19 protein-coding genes are annotated in these 18914 nt (G+C 32.0%); 16 read left to right on the top strand and 3 right to left on the bottom strand.

Annotation, left to right across the window (positions count from 1 at the left end; translation table 11 throughout):
- Positions 1–100 precede the first annotated feature (100 nt).
- The 12 genes from rimK (at position 101) to Q1A01_RS02555 (ending at position 10828) form a co-directional block, all read left to right on the top strand.
- Entirely contained in the window at positions 101–973 is an 873-nt protein-coding gene (gene rimK, locus Q1A01_RS02610) for a 30S ribosomal protein S6--L-glutamate ligase (RefSeq protein ID WP_299675515.1), read from the top strand.
- An 8-nt stretch (positions 974–981) separates the two neighbouring features.
- Complete coding sequence (locus Q1A01_RS02605) at positions 982–1992, top strand: succinylglutamate desuccinylase/aspartoacylase family protein (RefSeq protein ID WP_299675512.1); 1011 nt, start codon at positions 982–984, stop codon at positions 1990–1992.
- A complete protein-coding gene (locus Q1A01_RS02600; protein ID WP_299675510.1) occupies positions 1961–2524 on the top strand; it encodes a 5-formyltetrahydrofolate cyclo-ligase in 564 nt (187 codons plus the stop codon). Before Q1A01_RS02605 ends, Q1A01_RS02600 begins: the two co-directional genes overlap by 32 nt.
- A 47-nt stretch (positions 2525–2571) precedes the next feature.
- Positions 2572–3711 (top strand): PAS domain-containing sensor histidine kinase, encoded by a 1140-nt coding sequence (locus tag Q1A01_RS02595; RefSeq protein WP_299675508.1) that lies wholly within the window; start codon positions 2572–2574, stop codon positions 3709–3711.
- Between the two features lie 163 nt (positions 3712–3874).
- A complete protein-coding gene (locus Q1A01_RS02590; protein WP_299675505.1) occupies positions 3875–5017 on the top strand; it encodes a PAS domain-containing sensor histidine kinase in 1143 nt (380 codons plus the stop codon).
- 60 nt (positions 5018–5077) lie between these two features.
- Complete coding sequence (locus Q1A01_RS02585) at positions 5078–5473, top strand: response regulator (protein WP_299675501.1); 396 nt, start codon at positions 5078–5080, stop codon at positions 5471–5473.
- A 189-nt stretch (positions 5474–5662) separates the two neighbouring features.
- Positions 5663–6139, top strand: coding sequence for a hypothetical protein (locus Q1A01_RS02580; RefSeq protein WP_299675498.1), 477 nt, complete (start codon positions 5663–5665; stop codon positions 6137–6139).
- A 42-nt stretch (positions 6140–6181) separates the two neighbouring features.
- Complete coding sequence (gene rnpA, locus Q1A01_RS02575) at positions 6182–6571, top strand: ribonuclease P protein component (RefSeq protein ID WP_299675496.1); 390 nt, start codon at positions 6182–6184, stop codon at positions 6569–6571.
- On the top strand, positions 6543–7397 hold the full coding sequence (locus tag Q1A01_RS02570; protein WP_299675493.1) for a DUF4349 domain-containing protein: 855 nt from the start codon (positions 6543–6545) through the stop codon (positions 7395–7397). The genes rnpA and Q1A01_RS02570 overlap by 29 nt, the downstream gene beginning before the upstream one ends.
- A gap of 109 nt (positions 7398–7506) precedes the next feature.
- Positions 7507–9129, top strand: coding sequence for a S41 family peptidase (locus tag Q1A01_RS02565; RefSeq protein ID WP_299675491.1), 1623 nt, complete (start codon positions 7507–7509; stop codon positions 9127–9129).
- Between the two features lie 46 nt (positions 9130–9175).
- Positions 9176–10009, top strand: coding sequence for an OmpA family protein (locus Q1A01_RS02560; RefSeq protein WP_299675488.1), 834 nt, complete (start codon positions 9176–9178; stop codon positions 10007–10009).
- Positions 10010–10828 (top strand): sterol desaturase family protein, encoded by an 819-nt coding sequence (locus Q1A01_RS02555; RefSeq protein ID WP_299675485.1) that lies wholly within the window; start codon positions 10010–10012, stop codon positions 10826–10828.
- A gap of 61 nt (positions 10829–10889) precedes the next feature.
- Here Q1A01_RS02555 and Q1A01_RS02550 read toward each other — a convergent pair whose 3' ends face one another.
- From Q1A01_RS02550 to Q1A01_RS02540, 3 genes are all read right to left on the bottom strand, one after another.
- Positions 10890–11348, bottom strand: coding sequence for a GNAT family N-acetyltransferase (locus Q1A01_RS02550; RefSeq protein WP_299675483.1), 459 nt, complete (start codon positions 11346–11348; stop codon positions 10890–10892).
- A 30-nt stretch (positions 11349–11378) separates the two neighbouring features.
- Complete coding sequence (gene rpiB / locus Q1A01_RS02545; RefSeq protein ID WP_299675481.1) at positions 11379–11810, bottom strand: ribose 5-phosphate isomerase B; 432 nt, start codon at positions 11808–11810, stop codon at positions 11379–11381.
- Between the two features lie 600 nt (positions 11811–12410).
- A complete protein-coding gene (locus Q1A01_RS02540; RefSeq protein ID WP_299675478.1) occupies positions 12411–12569 on the bottom strand; it encodes a hypothetical protein in 159 nt (52 codons plus the stop codon).
- A 184-nt stretch (positions 12570–12753) separates the two neighbouring features.
- Between Q1A01_RS02540 and Q1A01_RS02535 the strand changes: the two genes are divergently transcribed.
- The 4 genes from Q1A01_RS02535 (at position 12754) to Q1A01_RS02520 (ending at position 18886) form a co-directional block, all read left to right on the top strand.
- Positions 12754–14220 carry a T9SS type A sorting domain-containing protein gene (locus Q1A01_RS02535; protein ID WP_299675475.1) on the top strand — a complete coding sequence of 489 codons (1467 nt, stop codon included), beginning with the start codon at positions 12754–12756 and terminating at the stop codon, positions 14218–14220.
- 91 nt (positions 14221–14311) lie between these two features.
- A complete protein-coding gene (locus Q1A01_RS02530; RefSeq protein ID WP_299675471.1) occupies positions 14312–14773 on the top strand; it encodes a T9SS type A sorting domain-containing protein in 462 nt (153 codons plus the stop codon).
- A gap of 350 nt (positions 14774–15123) precedes the next feature.
- Positions 15124–17316 carry a ribonuclease R gene (rnr, locus tag Q1A01_RS02525; protein ID WP_299675468.1) on the top strand — a complete coding sequence of 731 codons (2193 nt, stop codon included), beginning with the start codon at positions 15124–15126 and terminating at the stop codon, positions 17314–17316.
- 118 nt (positions 17317–17434) lie between these two features.
- The gene (locus Q1A01_RS02520) at positions 17435–18886 is read left to right on the top strand and encodes a T9SS type A sorting domain-containing protein (RefSeq protein ID WP_299675465.1); all 1452 of its coding nucleotides are present in this window, start codon (positions 17435–17437) and stop codon (positions 18884–18886) included.
- Positions 18887–18914: the final 28 nt, after the last annotated feature.

The following is an 18914-nucleotide window of genomic DNA, read 5'->3' as shown; positions in this document are numbered from 1 at the left end:
CGTAAAAAACACATTCATTAAATTATGTAAATTGCAAAAGTGATTCCTGTTAAGAAGAAACAATTCTTATACATGAATTCCTTTTTTAAATCTCTCTTTCATGAATTTGAAAATACTTTCTCGTAATCCACACTTATATTCTACAAAGCGACTTGTAGAAGCAGGTTTGCAAAGAGGTCATAGTGTAGAGGTCGTTGATCCCTTAAAATGTGATCTTATTATTCAAAAAAAGAACCCAACTGTGTACTATAAAGGGAGGCATCTTGATACCACAGATGCCATTATTCCTCGTATAGGTACTTCTATTACTTATTATGGAACAGCAGTAGTAAGACAATTTCAAATGATGGGTGCTTTTACAACCACCACTTCAGACTCACTTATTAAAAGTAGAGACAAGTTGCGTAGTTTGCAGATTCTTTCAAAATCTAGATTAGGGCTTCCTAAAACTATTTTTACAAATTACTCTAGAGATGTAAAAGAAGCGATACAGCATGTAGGAGGAGCTCCTTTAGTTATAAAATTATTAGAAGGAACACAAGGACTTGGCGTTGTACTTGCTGAGACAGAAAATGCTGCCGAATCTGTTATCGAAGCTTTTAATGGTCTTGAAGCAAGGGTAATTGTACAGGAATATATAAAAGAAGCTGGCGGAGCAGATTTAAGAGCTTTTATTGTAGATGGTAAAATTGTAGGTGCTATGAAACGTCAGGCAAAAGAAGGTGAATTTAGATCTAATCTACATCGAGGAGGTACCGCAAGAATTATTAGGCTTTCTGAAGCCGAACAATATGCTGCGATTAAAGCTGCTGAAGCTATGGGACTTGGTGTTGCTGGAGTAGATATGCTACAAAGTGACCGAGGACCTCTTATTTTAGAAGTAAACTCGTCACCGGGACTTGAAGGGATAGAAAGAGCTACCGGAACAGACATCGCGACCGCAATAATTTCCTATATTGAGCGAAATATATAAAAAGATACATGGCATTTATAGATACGGATAATATACTCACCTTATTAGGACAAAAAGTAGCGCCTGGTGAAAGTGCTACTATTAATTTTAATCTAGCCAAACTATATACTACCTCATCTGTTGAAATACCTGTTATTGTAGAACGTTCTCAAAAACCTGGACCTGTTATTTTAATAACATCGGGAATACATGGAGATGAAATAAATGGCGTAGAAATTGTACGCCAACTCATTGCAAAAAAAATCAACAAACCTAAAAAAGGAACTGTTATCTGTATTCCTGTGCTGAATATTTTTGGTTTTTTAGATATGAAACGTGCCTTTCCTGATGGGAGAGATTTAAATCGTGTGTTTCCAGGAAACCCAAGAGGATCATTAGCTAGTAGATTTGCCTATCAGTTTGTAAAAAAAATACTTCCTATTGCAGATTACTGCATAGATTTTCATACAGGTGGTGCGAGTAGGTTTAATGCTGCTCAAATCCGAATTGAACCTCAAAATAAAACAGCTATTGGGTTTGCAAAAGTATTTAATGCTCCCTTTACATTATATTCAAAAACAATCCCAAAATCTTACCGCGCTACGTGTTCTAGACTAGGAGTTCCTGTTTTATTATTTGAAGGAGGTAAATCTAAAGTAAGTGATAAAGAAATTGCTAGAGTAGGAGTAGACGGGACCATTCGTTTTTTAAATCATTTAGGGATGTTAAGGTCTACTATTGAGGTGCCAACGATACAAGAACCCTCTGTTCTTGTAGAAGCCACTAAATGGATGCGTGCAAAATACAGCGGATTAATGCATGTAAAAGTTATATGTGGACAATACATCTCTAAAGGAGACCATATTGCAACCATAACAGATCCTTATGGGAAATTTAGACACCCTGTAAATGCACCCCATAATGGATACATTATTAATGTAAATGAAGCGTCTCTTGTATATCAAGGAGATGCTATCTTTAATATCTCTACAGATAAAACCACTAGACATGGAAAAAAAGAAGCTGAGGAAGAAGTATAAAGAACTCCGAGCAAATTTATCTGAAGACCAAATAGACACAAAAAGTCTTTCCATAGCAAATACATCTCTTGAACTAGATATATGGGACTATGAATACTATCATATTTTTTTACCCATTGTTAAGCAAAAAGAAGTAGACACGTCCTATATGCTAAATATTCTTCAAGGAAAAGATAAACATATACTCGTTTCTAAAAGTGATTTTACAACACATCAGATGAAACACTATTTACTTACAGACTCGACGCGATTTATTGTAAACGATTACGGAATTCCAGAACCTGAAAATGGTATCGAAATTGATCCAAAAAAAATAGATGTTGTTTTTATGCCATTGTTAGCATATGACCTTCAAGGAAATAGGGTTGGATATGGCAAAGGGTTTTATGATAGATTCTTATCTGAATGTAAAAAAGAGGTTATAAAAGTGGGGCTTTCTTTCTTTGAACCTGAAGTGAGGGAAATACGTAAAAATGATACGGATTTACCTCTAAACTACTGTATATCAGAAAGAAAGGTTTATAAATATTAGTTTTTTTTACAGAATTTAAATATATTATGGTTCCCAAATCATATTATATGTTATTAAAAAGACGAAATCGCTTTAGTGTATTCTCTTCTAAAAAAGATACTTCAAATTATATACATTTTTTGTGTAATAGTTTTCGATATGATGAAATCTCAAATGGAACTGCCTCTGGATATTGGGGTATAGATTTTATTAAAAAAACATCTCATTTAGATGTACAAGCTAAAAAAATATTAAACACCCCTTCTGAGTATACCCCTTCTTTAAAAAATGGATACCGCTTTTTTGATGTTAAAGATTTAGAAAAAGCAACAACATTATTTACTGCTTGTTCCCAAGGAAAGCCATTTAAAACTGAGATTAGAATGAAAACTTTTCAAGGAAAAACTTTTTATGCTAGAGCACAAGGAAAAGCTATAAGGAATGAACAGGGTGATATTATAGGAATACGAGGTGTTTTTCAAAATATTGAGTCAGAAAAAAAACAAGAGCTCAAATTACAAAACTCCATCAAATATTCTCAAGAGCATGATAAATGGTTATACCAACTATCGCATGTTGTAAGTCATAATCTTCATGCGCATGTTTGTAATTTACAACTTACTTCTAAGCTTATAGATGTTGAAACACTAACTCAAGATCAAGAAGAATTAGTTACAAACATAAAAAGTATAAGTTCTAATTTAGAAACTACTTTAGGACATCTTAGTACTATAGCTACGCTACATGGAGTCGATAGAAAATTAAAACATATTGTAGTAGAAGACATATATAAAGAAGTTATCCAAAAAATAAAAGATTCAGCGCTTAATCAAAGAGCTCTTTACTATACTGAGTTTTCTGAAGTTGAAGTTGTAAAGTATATTCCTGCATATTTGAAAAATATTCTCTCTCATCTTATTATCAATGCTTTAAAAAATAAGCATCCTGAAAGAGAGTGTGAAATCAATGTATTTACATACAAAGAAAATGGAAATATATACTTAGTTGTTAAAGATAATGGAATCGGTTTAAGTCAACATAAAATAGATTATATATTATCTAGAACTCCTACGAGCTATTCATTTGATAAGGATGAATCGGGTTTAGGTCTTTTTCTTATAAAAAGTCAAATAGCATCTATGGGAGGCACTTTGGCGATAGAAAGTAAATTAGGAAAAGGTGCAAAATTTACGATACAACTTCAATAATATTCTTTTTAAACCTTAACAATTTGATTGTTTTTTCCACATATTAAATACTAAAACATCGATAAAATACATGTATTTATCGTCAAAAAACTCATTTTCTTCAAAAAAAGTAACTTTGTTCAAAAAATTCTAACTACCTTACCACATTGAACATTCAATTGTTATGGAGTTAAAATCTATAAAAAAACATTTACGCCCTTCCCTAAAACGCGTACCAGAAGAGAAAGAAAACTTTTTTGCTATGGATGATTTCTATTATGAAGAAATCTCTAATCTTACACAGGCCGGTGGTTGGAGTGTAGATTTTGTAAACAAAAAAAGTTATTTCGATAAGCAAGCGAGGAGAATACTTAAAGTTCCTGATACTTATATACCTACTTTAAATCAATCGTATTTATTTTACGCCGAAGAACACATGCAAAAAGCAACTAATTTGTTTTTTGCATGTGCACAAGGAGAATCTTTTTCGGCTGAAGTTAAAATGGTAACATATACCAAAGAAGTTTTTTGGGCAAAAGCACATGGAAAACCTTTAAAAAATGAAGACGGAGAAATTATAGGTATACGAGGTGTTTTTCAAAGTATAGACGATGAAAAGAAAAAAGAACTACAAATAGAAGCTTCTTTAGATATTATTGAAGGACACAATAAACGACTGTATAATTTTGCTCATATCGTCTCACATAATCTAAGATCTCATGTGAGTAACTTACAATTAACCACTGCTCTTTTTGATACTAAAAACCTAGATAAGGACCAAACAGAACTCTTTGATAATTTCTCTAAGATAGCCACTAACTTAGATGTTACTCTGAAACATCTTAACGAAATTGTCACACTACAAACCAATGTCAATAAAGAAAAAGAGACTGTAAACGTAGAAGAAGTATATAAAAGAGTTATAAGTTCTATACGGCAAATAAGTATTCAAAACAGAGTTGTTTATTATACTGAATTTTCTGAGGTAGAAGAGTTTCCATACGTATCTGCCTATTTAGAAAGTATATTGCATAACCTTATAACAAATGCCATTAAATACAAGCATCCAGATAGAGATCCAGAAATAAATATTTTTACATACGAAGAAGATAAAAAGAACTATCTTGTCGTAAAAGATAATGGATTAGGGATAGATCTTGAAAAATATGGAAGTCAGCTTTTTCAGATGTATAAAACTTTCCATAATCATGAAGATGCAACAGGATTAGGTTTATTTTTAACAAAAAGTCAAATAGAATCCTTAGGAGGAAAAATCACTGTAGAAAGTACCGTTGGAAAAGGTTCTAAATTTACAGTTCAATTATAAGAAAACAACTAACTAAACTATAAATTTCATTACCCCCTTACAATGAAATATCCAATTGAAATGGCATGCATTATTGATGATGATGACATGTATGTTAACCTCATCACCAAGGTATTAGATATGAAAAACCTTGTAAAAAACCTTCTCATTTTTAAAAATGGAAAAGAAGCTTTAGACTATTTTGTAGGTGCATTAAAAAAACTGGAAGAGCGTAAAATCCCTCAAGTTATTCTTTTAGATTTAAATATGCCAGTAATGAATGGTTGGCAATTCCTAAATAATTTAAGTGAATACGATTTTCCAGAATTGAAAAACTCTACGCTATATATTGTTAGCTCTTCTATTAATCCAGTAGATATTGAACGTTCAAAAACAATTAATTTAGTTACAGATTTTTTAATTAAACCCGTAACTATGGATCAATTATCAGAAATCTTTATGGATCAATCAGCATAATTCAGTTTAAGAATTATTTTTCGTTTATATCAAAACTTACTTATTTTTATGATCTTAGGTTATTAATCGTACGGATATAGTATATTAATTTTGTGTGGATATATAATTTCTATTAGCTTTATAAAGTTGAATACGCGATCTTCTTTATGGCATTACTATTGAATGTTATTAAGAGCAAAAACAAAACTTATGAAACTATTTATAGCGCCATTCATTATCATTACAATCATTGTGTCTAGTTGCGGAGGTCATAAAAATACTTCATTTGAAAAACAAGGTACACTCATCTTTAAAGAAGCAAGCTATTCAAAATGGGTAGCTGGTATTCGAGGTGGTGGTGCTGGATATAATATTAAATTAATACTTGACCCTTCTCATAATTCTATTACGTTAGATAGTATCTACTTTAAAGAATTTAGCGCCTCACTTATTAGTAATGAAGCTGGATTATATAATAGTTATATTGATAATGGACAGAATAAAGAAGTGCTAACTCCTGTTTATGGAGAGCGTCCAAAAGTAACAGAGACTTCAAGTCAAAAAAACCTACAAACACTATTTGAACTAACAGGAGACGAGGCTGTTGTTTCATATACACAGGAAGGTACTATAAAATATTATAAGCTAACTCTTACGCCTAATAGATCTATTAACTTACCTAGATAGTGTAACCGATAGAATGCATACTTTTGTACGCTAGATTTTAAAATGACACAACCGTACACATTTCCAAAAGAAGAAAAGCTAAAATCCAAAAAACTTATTGATGCCCTTTTTATAGAAGGTGCTTCTGTAAAAGCATTTCCATTGCGTATTGTTTTTTTGGAAACACCACTACCCTATCCTGATATAGTAATGCAAACAGGTGTTTCTGTATCTAAACGAAATCATAAACTCGCTGTCACTCGTAATCGTATTAAACGACTCATGAGAGAAGCCTATCGCACTCATAAGCATCTAGTAGATACAAAAGGCACAACTTTTGCATTGCTGATTATATACACTGGCCGTGATATAGCAACATATTCTGAAATGGAACGTGCTATGATCAAGGTATTAAAACGATTTAATGATGCGATTACTACTACTCATTCTTAGCTTTTTTGTTCTTTTATCTTGTGAAAGTACAGAATACGATAATGTTAAATATGCCGAAGGAACTACTTCCTTTGGTTATTCTGCACCTATTGGAAATCAAAATCTTGATTTAAATATTGAACCTGTAGAGGTCGCTTCTTTAAAAAGACCTCCTTCTCCTTCTCAAACCACATCTCAAAAAATTATCAAAACAGGAAATCTCCGTTTTGAAACACAAGACCTTGCAAAAACACACCAAAAAATACTAGATGCTGTACGTAATGCAAAAGGATATGTACAACGAGATAATACTGGAAAAAACTACAATTCTCATTATCAAAATTTAACCATACGAATTCCTTCCGAAAGTTTTGATACTGTAATTCAAACCATTTCTGATGGAGTTACTTATTTTGAAGAAAAAACAATTTCCCAACGTGATGTTACCGAAGAATTTGTAGATCTCAATGCGCGTCTTAAAGCAAAAAGGACGTTAGAAAAACGATATTTAGAACTACTGTCTAAGGCTAAAGATGTAAAAGAAATGCTAGAGATAGAACGCGAACTCTCAAAAATACGCGAAGAGATAGAAGCTCGTGAAGGCAGACTACAATACCTCCAAAATCAAGTTTCAGAAAGTACAATTACTATTTACTTTTATAAAACAACTTCAGAAAGAGGCGTTACGATTTCTTATGGAAGTAAAATGGTAAATGCACTTAAAAATGGATGGAATGGTATTTCAGAATTCTTCCTTGGGTTGCTACACGTCTGGCCTTTTATTATCTTAGTGGTCTTAGGTGTTTTTATGATTCGTCGTTGGATGAAGAAAAGAAAAAAGAAATAGTACGCTTTCGCGAAAGCGTAAACAATATAAATACCGATGTTGGGTTTTACATATACACTAGGTATAGTATGTTCTAAAACCCTAGTCATATCGAAGATAGTATGAGTTTATGAAAAAGAAAATTATCATTCCCGTTATTGCTGTTGTTATCCTTTTTACAACCGTAAGTTTTAAAAGCGATTTTTTTGAGATTGCAAAACAAATAGAAATTTTTACAACTCTTTTTAAAGAGTTAAACATGAATTATGTAGATGAAACTAATCCTGCAGAACTCATGGATGCAGCTATTGAGGGTATGCTAGATGATCTTGATCCATATACAAAGTATTGGACAGAGCAAGAGGTAGAAGATGCAAAAATCAATAGGAGTGGGGAATACTCTGGTATTGGATCTACCGTTCGTACTAAGGATAAAGTAATGACTATTATAGAACCTCGTAAAGGCTATCCGGCAGATAAAGCTGGTCTTAAGGCTGGAGATCAAATTATAAAAATAGGTGATATCACTGTAACTGACTTTGAGGGGGACGCGGGCGACTTATTAAAAGGAGCTCCTGGAAGTGATCTTAATATAACCTACTTACGACAAGGTAAAACGGCACAAACAACTATAAAAAGAGCAGAGGTAGATGTAGATGCTGTTCCTTTCTATAAACTTATCAATGATAATACAGGATATATTGTTTTAACGAAGTTTAATAAAAAAGCATCTGCTCAAGTAAAAGAAGCACTTATTAGTTTAAAAAATGATGGGGCAGAAAAAATCATACTTGACCTTAGAGGAAATGGAGGTGGATTACTTGTAGAGGCAATTCGTATTTGTAATTTATTTTTACCTAAAGGAGAAGTTATCACTACTACCAAATCTGTTGTAAAAAAATACAATAAGACCTATAAGACAAAAGAAGATCCAGTAGATACAGAGATTCCTTTAGCTATATTAATTAATGGCCGTAGTGCTTCGGCTAGTGAAATTGTAACAGGAGGATTACAAGATTACGATCGCGCTGTAGTAATAGGTGCTCGTAGCTTTGGAAAAGGTCTTGTACAACGTCCTAAGCCACTTACCTATGGTACACAACTTAAAGTAACGATCTCTCGTTATTTTACTCCTAGTGGTCGTTGTATACAAGCATTAGATTATTGGAATAGAGATGAAAAAGGAAATGCAGTACGTACAGATGCTCAAGATTATAAAGAATTTAAAACAAGAAACGGTCGTAAAGTATTTGACGGTGGTGGTGTTTTTCCAGATATAGAAATTACGTCTGCAAAAATGAGTCCTATCACAAAAGCATTAAGTAAAGACAATGCCATATTTGAATATGCAACAGAATACTATTACAAACATCAGTATGCAAATTTAGATGAGTTCAATTTTACAGATGCCGATTATGAAGAATTCAAAAAGTTCTTAAAAAAGACAAATTTTAAATATGAAACTGAGACTGAGATAGCTTTCGCGAAAGCGTTAGAACAAGCAGAAAAAGATGGTTTAAAAAAGGATGTTTCTTCTATATACAATCAATTAGAAAATAGTATAGAGCAAGCAAAAAATAAAGAACTTGATGATCGTCAGGAAGAAATTCAAAATTTACTTGTTGATGAAATTGTAAAACGTTATTTCTATCGTGATGGGTTATATGAGTATCAACTACTAAATAATAAAGAAATAGCAGAAGCAGTTAGTATTCTTAATGATACTGAACGTTATGAGAACACTTTAAAATAAACCTATTAAGCACTTTTATATACATATTGCCTTTTTACTATATACGGTGATCTCTGTTGCGCAAATAGATAGATCTCACGAGACTTTTTTTGATACAGATCAATATGATATAACTAAAATAGAAATTGCTAAACTTAATCGTTTTATAGCAAGCCTTCCTAAGGATAAAATAGAAGATATTTCTATCTATGGATATTGTGATGATCGAGGAAGTGATGCTTACAATAAAAAGCTTTCTCAACAACGAGCAGATGCGATCAAAGCTATTTTTTCTGCACAAGGTATTTCTGATACAATTATCAAAAACTCTGATGGAAAAGGAGAATTATTACTCACCCGACTTGATGATATTACTAATGAAATACAACGTAAACTCAATCGTAAAGTAGAAATTATTGTTTCTATTAAACAACCAAAAGTTGTAACTCCTGAAGAGAAAGAAACAGAAAAAGAAATCGTAAAAGCTGTTGAGGAAAAACGTTATAAATCTTTTACAGACACTATCGTAAAAGGAGATCGTATTTTATTAGACAATATCCTTTTTAAAATTAACTATAGTTATATTAAAGGAAGTTCTTATAAGAACTTAAGAACCCTTGCTAAATTTCTTAAAGAAAATGATAATATCATTTTTAAAATACAAGGTCATGTATGTTGTGTAGGGAAAGGCCGTGATGCGATTGATTTAAAAACAGGTAAACGAAACCTCTCGGTTTCTCGTGCAAAATTTGTGTATGATTATTTAGCTAAAAATGGTGTTTCAAAAAAACGAATGCGTTACGAAGGTTTTGGAAGTAAATATCCTTTGGGAGGAGACACCACATTAGATAGACGTGTTGAGATTCTTGTAACATACGTGAAAAAGAAGAAAAAGAAGTAAATGGAAGCATTTCTGTATTTTTTTGAAACTATGCCTATTTGGCAAAAATTGATTTGGCTTATTGCTGTTATCACTCTTTTTTGGGTATTGGAAGGTTATTATCCTTTTCGAAAAAATAGCTATAAAAAATGGAAACACGCTCGTACCAACCTCACACTTCTTTCTTTTACAATGATAATTAATACCATTTTTGGTATTGCCACAGCAGGTATTTTTTTATGGGGACAAGAAGCACAATTTGGACTATTACATTGGTTTGAAGCTCCTGTTTGGGTAGAACTTATTATATCATTATTGTTATTAGATCTTATTGCGCAATACGGAGTACATTACTTTTTGCATAAAAATAAATGGCTTTGGCATTTACATACGGTACATCATAGTGACACACATTTAGATGTTACTTCTGGAACTAGACATCATCCTGTAGATTTTATAATGAGAGAAGTGGCAGCACTGTTTGCAGTTCTTATTACTGGTATGCCTATTTCATTTTACCTGTTATATCGTATCATTACTATCTTTTTTACGTATTGGACGCATACACGTTTTGCAGTACCTGAAAAATTTGATAGAGCATTAAGTCTTATTATTGTAACACCAGGAATGCATCGTTTTCATCATCATAGAGAAATGCCGTGGACAGATACCAACTACGGAAATATTCTATCTATTTGGGATCGTTTATTTGGAACATTTTTATATGATGATCCTAGTAAAATTGAATTTGGGTTAGATATTGTTGATGAAACACAAACAGATGTACTCAGTTATCAATTAGGACTTCCTTTTGATAAAAGAGTAACCTATAAAAAATAGTTATTTATTGGAACTACCAAAGAGTTTAATACTCCGACACTTACCTTGAGGGTAGTTTATCCTAAGAAGTTTTTATCATTCCTATATGCGGAATTCCATCTTCTAAGTACCCCTCTCCTACTTCTTTAAATCCTAGATTGTTGTAAAATGATTTTAAATACGTTTGTGCTGAAATTTTAATGGTCGTCGTATTATAAGTATGTTCGACTGCCTCTATAGATTTTTTCATGAGATCATACCCATAAGCATGTTTACGTTCTGAAGCACGTACCACTACCCTACCAATACTAGCATATTCAAAGTATGTTTTTGGTGGGAAAATACGTGTATAAGCAACAAGTTCTTTTTCTTTATATCCTAATACGTGTAAAGCTATATCATCTTTACCATCGATATCTTGGTATACACAATCTTGCTCAACCACAAAAACCTCAGCTCGTAATTGAAGCATTGTATATAACTCATCTCTACTAAGATTTGTATATGATTTTACTTTAAAAAGAAGTGGCTTGGTTTGCATTATAATATTCGCAAAGCGATTTTTTTAACATTAACAATGTGATATTTTATCTACACGACGCTGGTGACGTCCTCCTTCAAAATCTGTAATTAAAAACGTTTTAACCATTTCTAAGGCTTGATTTTCTGATGTATATCTAGCAGGAATACTAATTACATTTGCATTATTATGTTGCCTTGCTAATTCAGCTATCTCTTTCATCCAACAAAGAGCTGCACGTACATTTTTATGTTTATTAACACTCATTGCAATACCGTTTCCACTACCACAAATTACTATACCAAAATCTACAACACCATTTTCTACATCTTTAGCTACTAAGTGTCCAAAATCTGGATAATCAACACTATCTGTCGTATCTGTTCCATAATTTGTTACTTTATGTCCTTCACTTTCTAAGTACTTTACAATAGTATGTTTGTAATCAGGTCCTGCGTGATCATTTCCAATAGCAATTTTCATGAGTCTCTTGTATTTGTTTTTGCAAATTTATATAAACTCTAACGTTTATAGTGTGCGCTTTCGCGAAAGCGTATACACTTTTAATAAACAATACAACACTGTTTTTGTTGAATACGTAATACCTGTTTATAAACTGTGAATAGCATTTGTCAATAACTTTTAAAATTTATTAATAACTGAAATTGGATACTATTATTTTTTTTACAATACAGGCTCTAAAATTATCTCACAACTTTTTATTTGATTAGTTTTTATCAATTCTATCCATCATTTTACATCCCATATTTAATAACTAACAGTATAAATTATCTTCAAAATGTTGTCAGTTTAGGTTTTCAACAATTGTGAATAGTTATTTGTAAAATACCTATTATCAAGAGATATAACTATTTTTTACTTTTCATAAGTAGTGAATAACTCATAGTAAGTAACAAATCAAAAAAAATGATCAAAAAGTTATACCGCTATTCACAACCTATTATAATCATCATATTTTTTTAAATTTTTAAAGAAAAAGAAATGATATATATATTATATGTTGATAAGTGAAATTATTAGAAATTGAAATAAAAAAATAAAAACTAAATAAATGAGTGATAGTTAACTTGCTATATTTTCTATTTGAGAAGCAGGAGTAGAAGTATGATTGCCATTTTCATTAAAAGAATTATTGACGTATAGTCCAATAACAACGAGTCCCAATACAAATATTAGGATAAAAAGAATCGTTGTTTTATTTAACTTTTTTATTGAAGTCATACGTAGTGTCTGAATTAAAGACGCAACTTTTTACTTATTGTTACAATAAATTTAAGTTTTTTTTAAGAATTATCCCATTTTTGTTTAATTAGCTTATATTATTTTATTGTTAAATAGATATTTACTTAAACATTTTTTTATTAATAGTAAATATTTCCGTTCTTTACAAAAACATAATGGTAAAATGAAATTTCCATTACTTTTTATTCTAATTCCTTTTGTAGCCTTTGGACAAGTCCAAATAGGTCAATCTATTGATGGAGAATCAATAGGTGATCTGTCTGGGACAAATGTTAGTATATCTTCAGATGGTAATATTGTAGCTATAGGTGCTTTTGATAATGATGGCAATGGAACCAATTCTGGTCATGTACGTGTGTATGAAAACCAAGGAGGAATTTGGAACCAAATAGGTCAGGATATAGATGGAGAAGCGATTGGAGATCTTTCAGGAACTAGTGTAAGCCTTTCTTGTGATGGTAGTATTGTAGCTATTGGGGCAAGTAATAATAATAATAATACAGGTCACGTGCGTGTATACGCATTGAATAATGGTACTTGGTCACAAATAGGTCAAGACATTGATGGAAATTCATCTCAACGATTTTTTGGAAGAAGTGTAAGTCTCTCATGTGATGGAAGAATAGTAGCTATAGGCTCAAATCTTAATAGTGCTAATAGTGCTGTTTCTGGTCAAGTTGGTATTTATAGAAATCAAGGTAACAATTGGGTTAGAATAGGTAATAATATTAATGATACTGTAGCAACTAATGTTTTAGGAACAACCGTAAGTCTCTCTAATAACGGTAATATTGTAGCTATAGGAACTCCTTTTGATACTGGTGATGGTGTTTTATCTGGTAATGTTAGAGTATTTAAAAATCAAGGAGATGCTTGGACTCAAATAGGAGAAGAGATTATTAGTAATATGACCGGAGATCAATTTGGTAGAGGTTTAAGTCTTTCTGGTGATGGTACAGTGTTAGCAGTATCTTCTATGGTAAATAATACCGTAGGAAATAATCAAACAGGTCATGTAAGTATTTATAAAGATGAAGGTGGTCAATGGGAACAAATAGGTAGTGATATCATAGGTGAAATGGCTGGAGATAAATTTGGTAGAGGATTAAGTTTATCTGATGATGGATCTATTGTAGCGATTGGAGCTAGACTTAATAACGGAAATGGATTTTCTTCAGGTCATGTTAGAGTATTTCAAAATGAAAGTAACCTTTGGAGACAAATAGGAGATGATATAGATGGCGAAATGCCAGGTGATCAATCTGGTATTAGTGTGAGTCTTTCTGCAAATGGTTTGATTGTAGCTATTGGATCAAATTTAAGTAATGGAGGCAAAGGAGAAGTACGTATGTTTGATCTTAGTGATACACTATTATCTGTAAAAGAAGAACAATCTATTACTACTCGAGTTAAGTTATTTCCAAACCCTGCTCCTTCTAATGTTACAATAGAATTACCAGAAGAACAAGCTGTAGTTATTCAAAATATCACAATGTATAATAGTTTAGGACAACGTGTATTCTCTACACAAGAAACTAACATCGATACAACACAATTTCCAAAAGGAATTTACTTTATTGAAATTCGAACTACTGAGGGAATTGCTTCTAAAAGACTGATTGTCGATTAATAATTTATTTTTCGATGATTAAGTATATTTTTATTAAATTTTATATTATTTCAACTTAAATAATATATACTATTTTTTTCAAAATATAATTATGAAAAGACTACTACTTATTTTTTTAATATTTCCATTAGTAAGTTTTGGACAAGTTCAAATAGGACAAGATATAGATGGAGAAGCACTTCAAGATACTTCAGGAGATAGTGTAAGTTTATCCTCAGACGGTACTACAGTTGCTATTGGTGCTCCTTCTAATGATGGAAATGGTGTTAATGCTGGTCATGTACGTGTATTTAATTTAAGTGATGTACTTTCTACAGAAGAAGTTTTACAATCTCAATTTTCTATTTATCCAAATCCAACAAGTACTTCTGTTACTATACAAATAGATCAAAATAATATCTTAGAAAAAGTCACTATTTATAACAATTTAGGACAACTCATAAAAACAAGTATAGAAACTACGATTGATACATCAAACTTATCAAAAGGAATGTATATTCTTGAATTGACTACAAATCAAGGAAAAGCTTCTAAAAAATTGATTATAGAATAATCTATAATATATATTTTAAATACGCTTTCAAGGAATTTATGACGAAATAAGAAAGCATATAAAACATAAAACACAAAAAAATAGAGACTTATTCAAGTCTCTATTTTTTTTATAAACCTTTATAAAACATTGATTTAATCTTAAAATAATACTATAAACATTCCATTTAATATTTAAACCGTAGCTTTGCGGTAATCTTAATGAATTTATTTTAAAGAATTCATTCTATTTTTATAGACTTCACGGTACACACGCATTTATCCTTCAAAATGCATCACAATACATTCATTAAGCAAAAAATAAATACATTTCTATAATAATAGAAATACAATATGATTACACAATTTTAAATGACTAGAAAGAAACGCAGACGCAGTTCTGCCAAGATAAATAACCTCACAGAAAGGATCATGCGTATCCTTAAAGAAGATCACCACCAAACGTTTAATTACAAACAAATATGTGCAAAACTCGATGTAAATGATACGAGTAGTCGCAATATGGTGATTAAAAGATTAGGACAACTAAGAGCTAAAGGTCAAATTATAGAACCTGAAAGAGGTAAATACCAACTCACACCTAACCGTAATTACCATACTGGAATCTTAGATGTTTCTGGTAAAGGAGGTGGTTATGTGATGGTAGAAGATATGGAACAAGATATTTATGTTCCCCCACATCACTTAAACAAAGCATTGCATGGTGATGAAGTAGAAGTATATGTATATAAACAACGCCGTAGTAAAAAACATGAAGGTGAAATTGTTAAGATTATACAACGTAAAACTGAAGAATTTGTTGGTGTTATAGAAATACAGAAAAAATTTGCATTTGTCCACACATCAGAAAGTAATAAGATGTATACAGATGTATTTGTACCTCTTAAAAAAATAGGAAAAGCTGAGCATGGTGATAAAGTAGTTGTCAAGCTAGAAGATTGGCCAGACAAAGCAGATTCTCCTTTTGGAAAAGTAACTAATGTATTAGGAAAACCAGGAGAACACAATACAGAAATTCATTCTATTTTAGCACAATATGGTCTTCCATATGAATTTCCTAAAGAGGTAGAAGATTATGCTAATAAGATAGATACCTCTATCAAAAAAGAAGAAATAGCAAAACGTCGTGATATGCGAGATATCCTCACATTTACGATAGATCCAAAAGATGCCAAAGATTTTGATGATGCCTTAAGTTTTCAAAAACTAGAAAATGGAAACTATGAAATAGGTATCCATATAGCCGATGTAAGTCACTATTTAGTACCTGGAACCATTTTAGATGATGAAGCTTATGAGCGTGCTACTTCTGTATATCTAGTAGATAGAGTAGTTCCGATGCTTCCTGAAATCTTAAGTAATGGCGCTTGTTCCTTACGACCACATGAAGAGAAATATACGTTTTCTGCAGTGTTTGAAATGGATCCCGCTTCCGCGAAAATACATAACCAATGGTTTGGACGTACTGTAACCTATAGTGATGCACGTTTTGCCTATGAAGAAGCACAAGCCATTATTGAATCAAGAACAAATGAAATTCCAGCCGAAGTATCCTTAACTGGAAAAACATACAAGGTAGATGATACATTGGTGGAAGCAACCTTAGAACTAGATAGACTTGCCAAACTAATGCGAAGACAACGTATGAAAGATGGTGCCATTTCTTTTGATAAAGTAGAAGTAAAATTCAACTTAGATGAAGATGCCAATCCAACGGGGGTTTTCTTTAAAACGTCAAAAGATGCTAATAAACTTATTGAAGAGTTTATGTTGTTAGCCAATCGTAAAGTATCTGAGTTTATAGGAAAGAAAACACCAAAGCATACTTTTGTATATCGTATTCATGACGAACCAGATGACGAGAAATTAGCAGCCTTAGAGAAGGTAGTAGGTAATTTTGGATACAAGCTTAACCTTAAAGACCGTAAGAGCATTACAAGCTCTTTAAATAACCTACTCGTTGATGTACAAGGAAAGAAAGAACAAAATATGGTAGATACCCTTGCCATACGTACCATGTCTAAAGCAGTATACTCAACAGAAAATATAGGTCACTACGGACTCGCATTTGATTATTACTCACATTTTACATCCCCTATACGTCGTTATCCAGATGTAATGGTACATCGTTTACTACAACACTATTTAGATGGTGGTAAATCAGCGAGTGAAGAAGCCTACGAAGAAAAATGTAAACATTCTAGTGCCATGGAACAGCTGGCAACCAACTCAGAACGTGATAGCATAAAATACATGCAAGTCAAGTTTATGCAAGATCATAAAGACGAAGAATTCTTAGGGGTGATTTCGGGTGTAACTGAGTGGGGAATTTATGTAGAAATAATTTCTAATAAATGTGAAGGAATGGTTCGTTTACGAGATATTAAAGACGATCATTATGAGTTTGATCAAGACACCTATTCTATTATTGGGCAACGTACCAAAAATCAAATCACTCTTGGTGATGAGGTGATTGTCAAAGTAAAAGAAGCAGATCTTGTCAAGAAGCATCTTGATTTCCATTTGATAGGCGTGAAGGAATAAAATATTTTAGGTTCTTTTTATATAATGTGTATTAAGTAAATTGTTATCGGTAATTACTTTCCAATACTGTACTTATAAATACATTTAATTTTATAGATCAACCTTAAACTATTTTATTTTGAAAAAATTACTACTTTTTATTTTATTTCCTATAATATCTTATGGACAAATCCAAATAGGGAACGATATAGATGGAGAAACATCAGGAGATCAATCAGGATTTTCTGTAAGTTTATCTTCAGATGGTACTATTATAGCCATAGGTGCTCCTAGTAATAATGGGAATGGAACTAGTTCTGGCCATGTACGTGTGTATGAGAATCAATCGGGTGTTTGGACTCAAATAGGAGATGATATAGATGGCGAAGGATCAAATGATGGATCAGGAATTGTAAGTTTATCTTCAGATGGTAGTATAGTAGCTATAGGTTCTTCTAATGGATCAAATTTTTCAGGTCACGTACGTGTATTTGAAAATATAAATGGAACGTGGACCCAAATAGGAGAAAATATAGACGGAGAAGCATCAAATGATCAATCAGGAAGATCTGTAGGTCTATCTTCAGACGGTACTGTAGTAGCTATTGGCGCAAATCTTAATAACGGTAATGGTACTTTCTCAGGTCATGTACGTGTGTATGAAAATCAATCGGATGTTTGGACTCAGATAGGAGATGATATAGATGGTGAAGGATCAAATGATTTTTCTGGAAGGTCTATAAGTTTATCTTCAGACGGTACTATTGTCGCTATTGGTGCTGAGGGAAATGATGATAACGGAAACGACTCAGGTCATGTACGTATTTATGAGAATCAATCGGGTAGTTGGACTCAAATAGGTGATGATATAGATGGTGAAGGATCAAATGATTTTTCAGGAATTGTAAGTTTATCTTCAGATGGTACTATTGTCGCTATTGGTGCTGAGGGAAATGATGATAACGGAAACGACTCAGGTCATGTACGTGTGTATGAGAATCAATCCGGTGTTTGGATCCAGATAGGAGATGATATAGATGGCGAAACATCAAATGATGGATCAGGAAGATCTATAAGTTTATCTTCAGATGGCAGTATTGTGGCTATAGGAGCAGATTTTAATGATGATAATGGAAATGACGCAGGTCACGTGCGCATTTATAGGAATCAATCCGGTGTTTGGACTCAAATAGGAGATGATATAGATGGCGAAGGATCAAATGATTTTTCAGGAATATCTGTAAGCTTATCTTCAGATGGCAGTATTGTGGCTATAGGAGCTTTAAATAATGATGGTAATGGAAACGATTCAGGTCATGTACGTGTATTTGATTTAAGTAGTGTACTCTCAATAGAAGAAGTATCACAATCTCAATTTTCTATCTATCCAAATCCAGCTTCTACTAGTGTTACTATTGGATTAAAACAAGAAAGCTCATTACAAAAAATAACTATATATAATAGTATAGGTCAGGCAGTAAAAACAAGTATACAAGAAACTATTGATGTATCAGACCTATCACAAGGAGTTTATATTATGGATGTAATGACTGATAAAGGAAGATCTTCTCAAAAATTAATTATAGAGTAATATGTTATTTTGCTTTCGCGAAAGCAAT

This window comes from uncultured Dokdonia sp. (assembly GCF_947492815.1).
Classification (GTDB): Bacteria; Bacteroidota; Bacteroidia; order Flavobacteriales; family Flavobacteriaceae; genus Dokdonia.
Note: the sequence above shows the minus strand (reverse complement) of the source record. Positions and strands in the feature narration are given on the sequence as shown.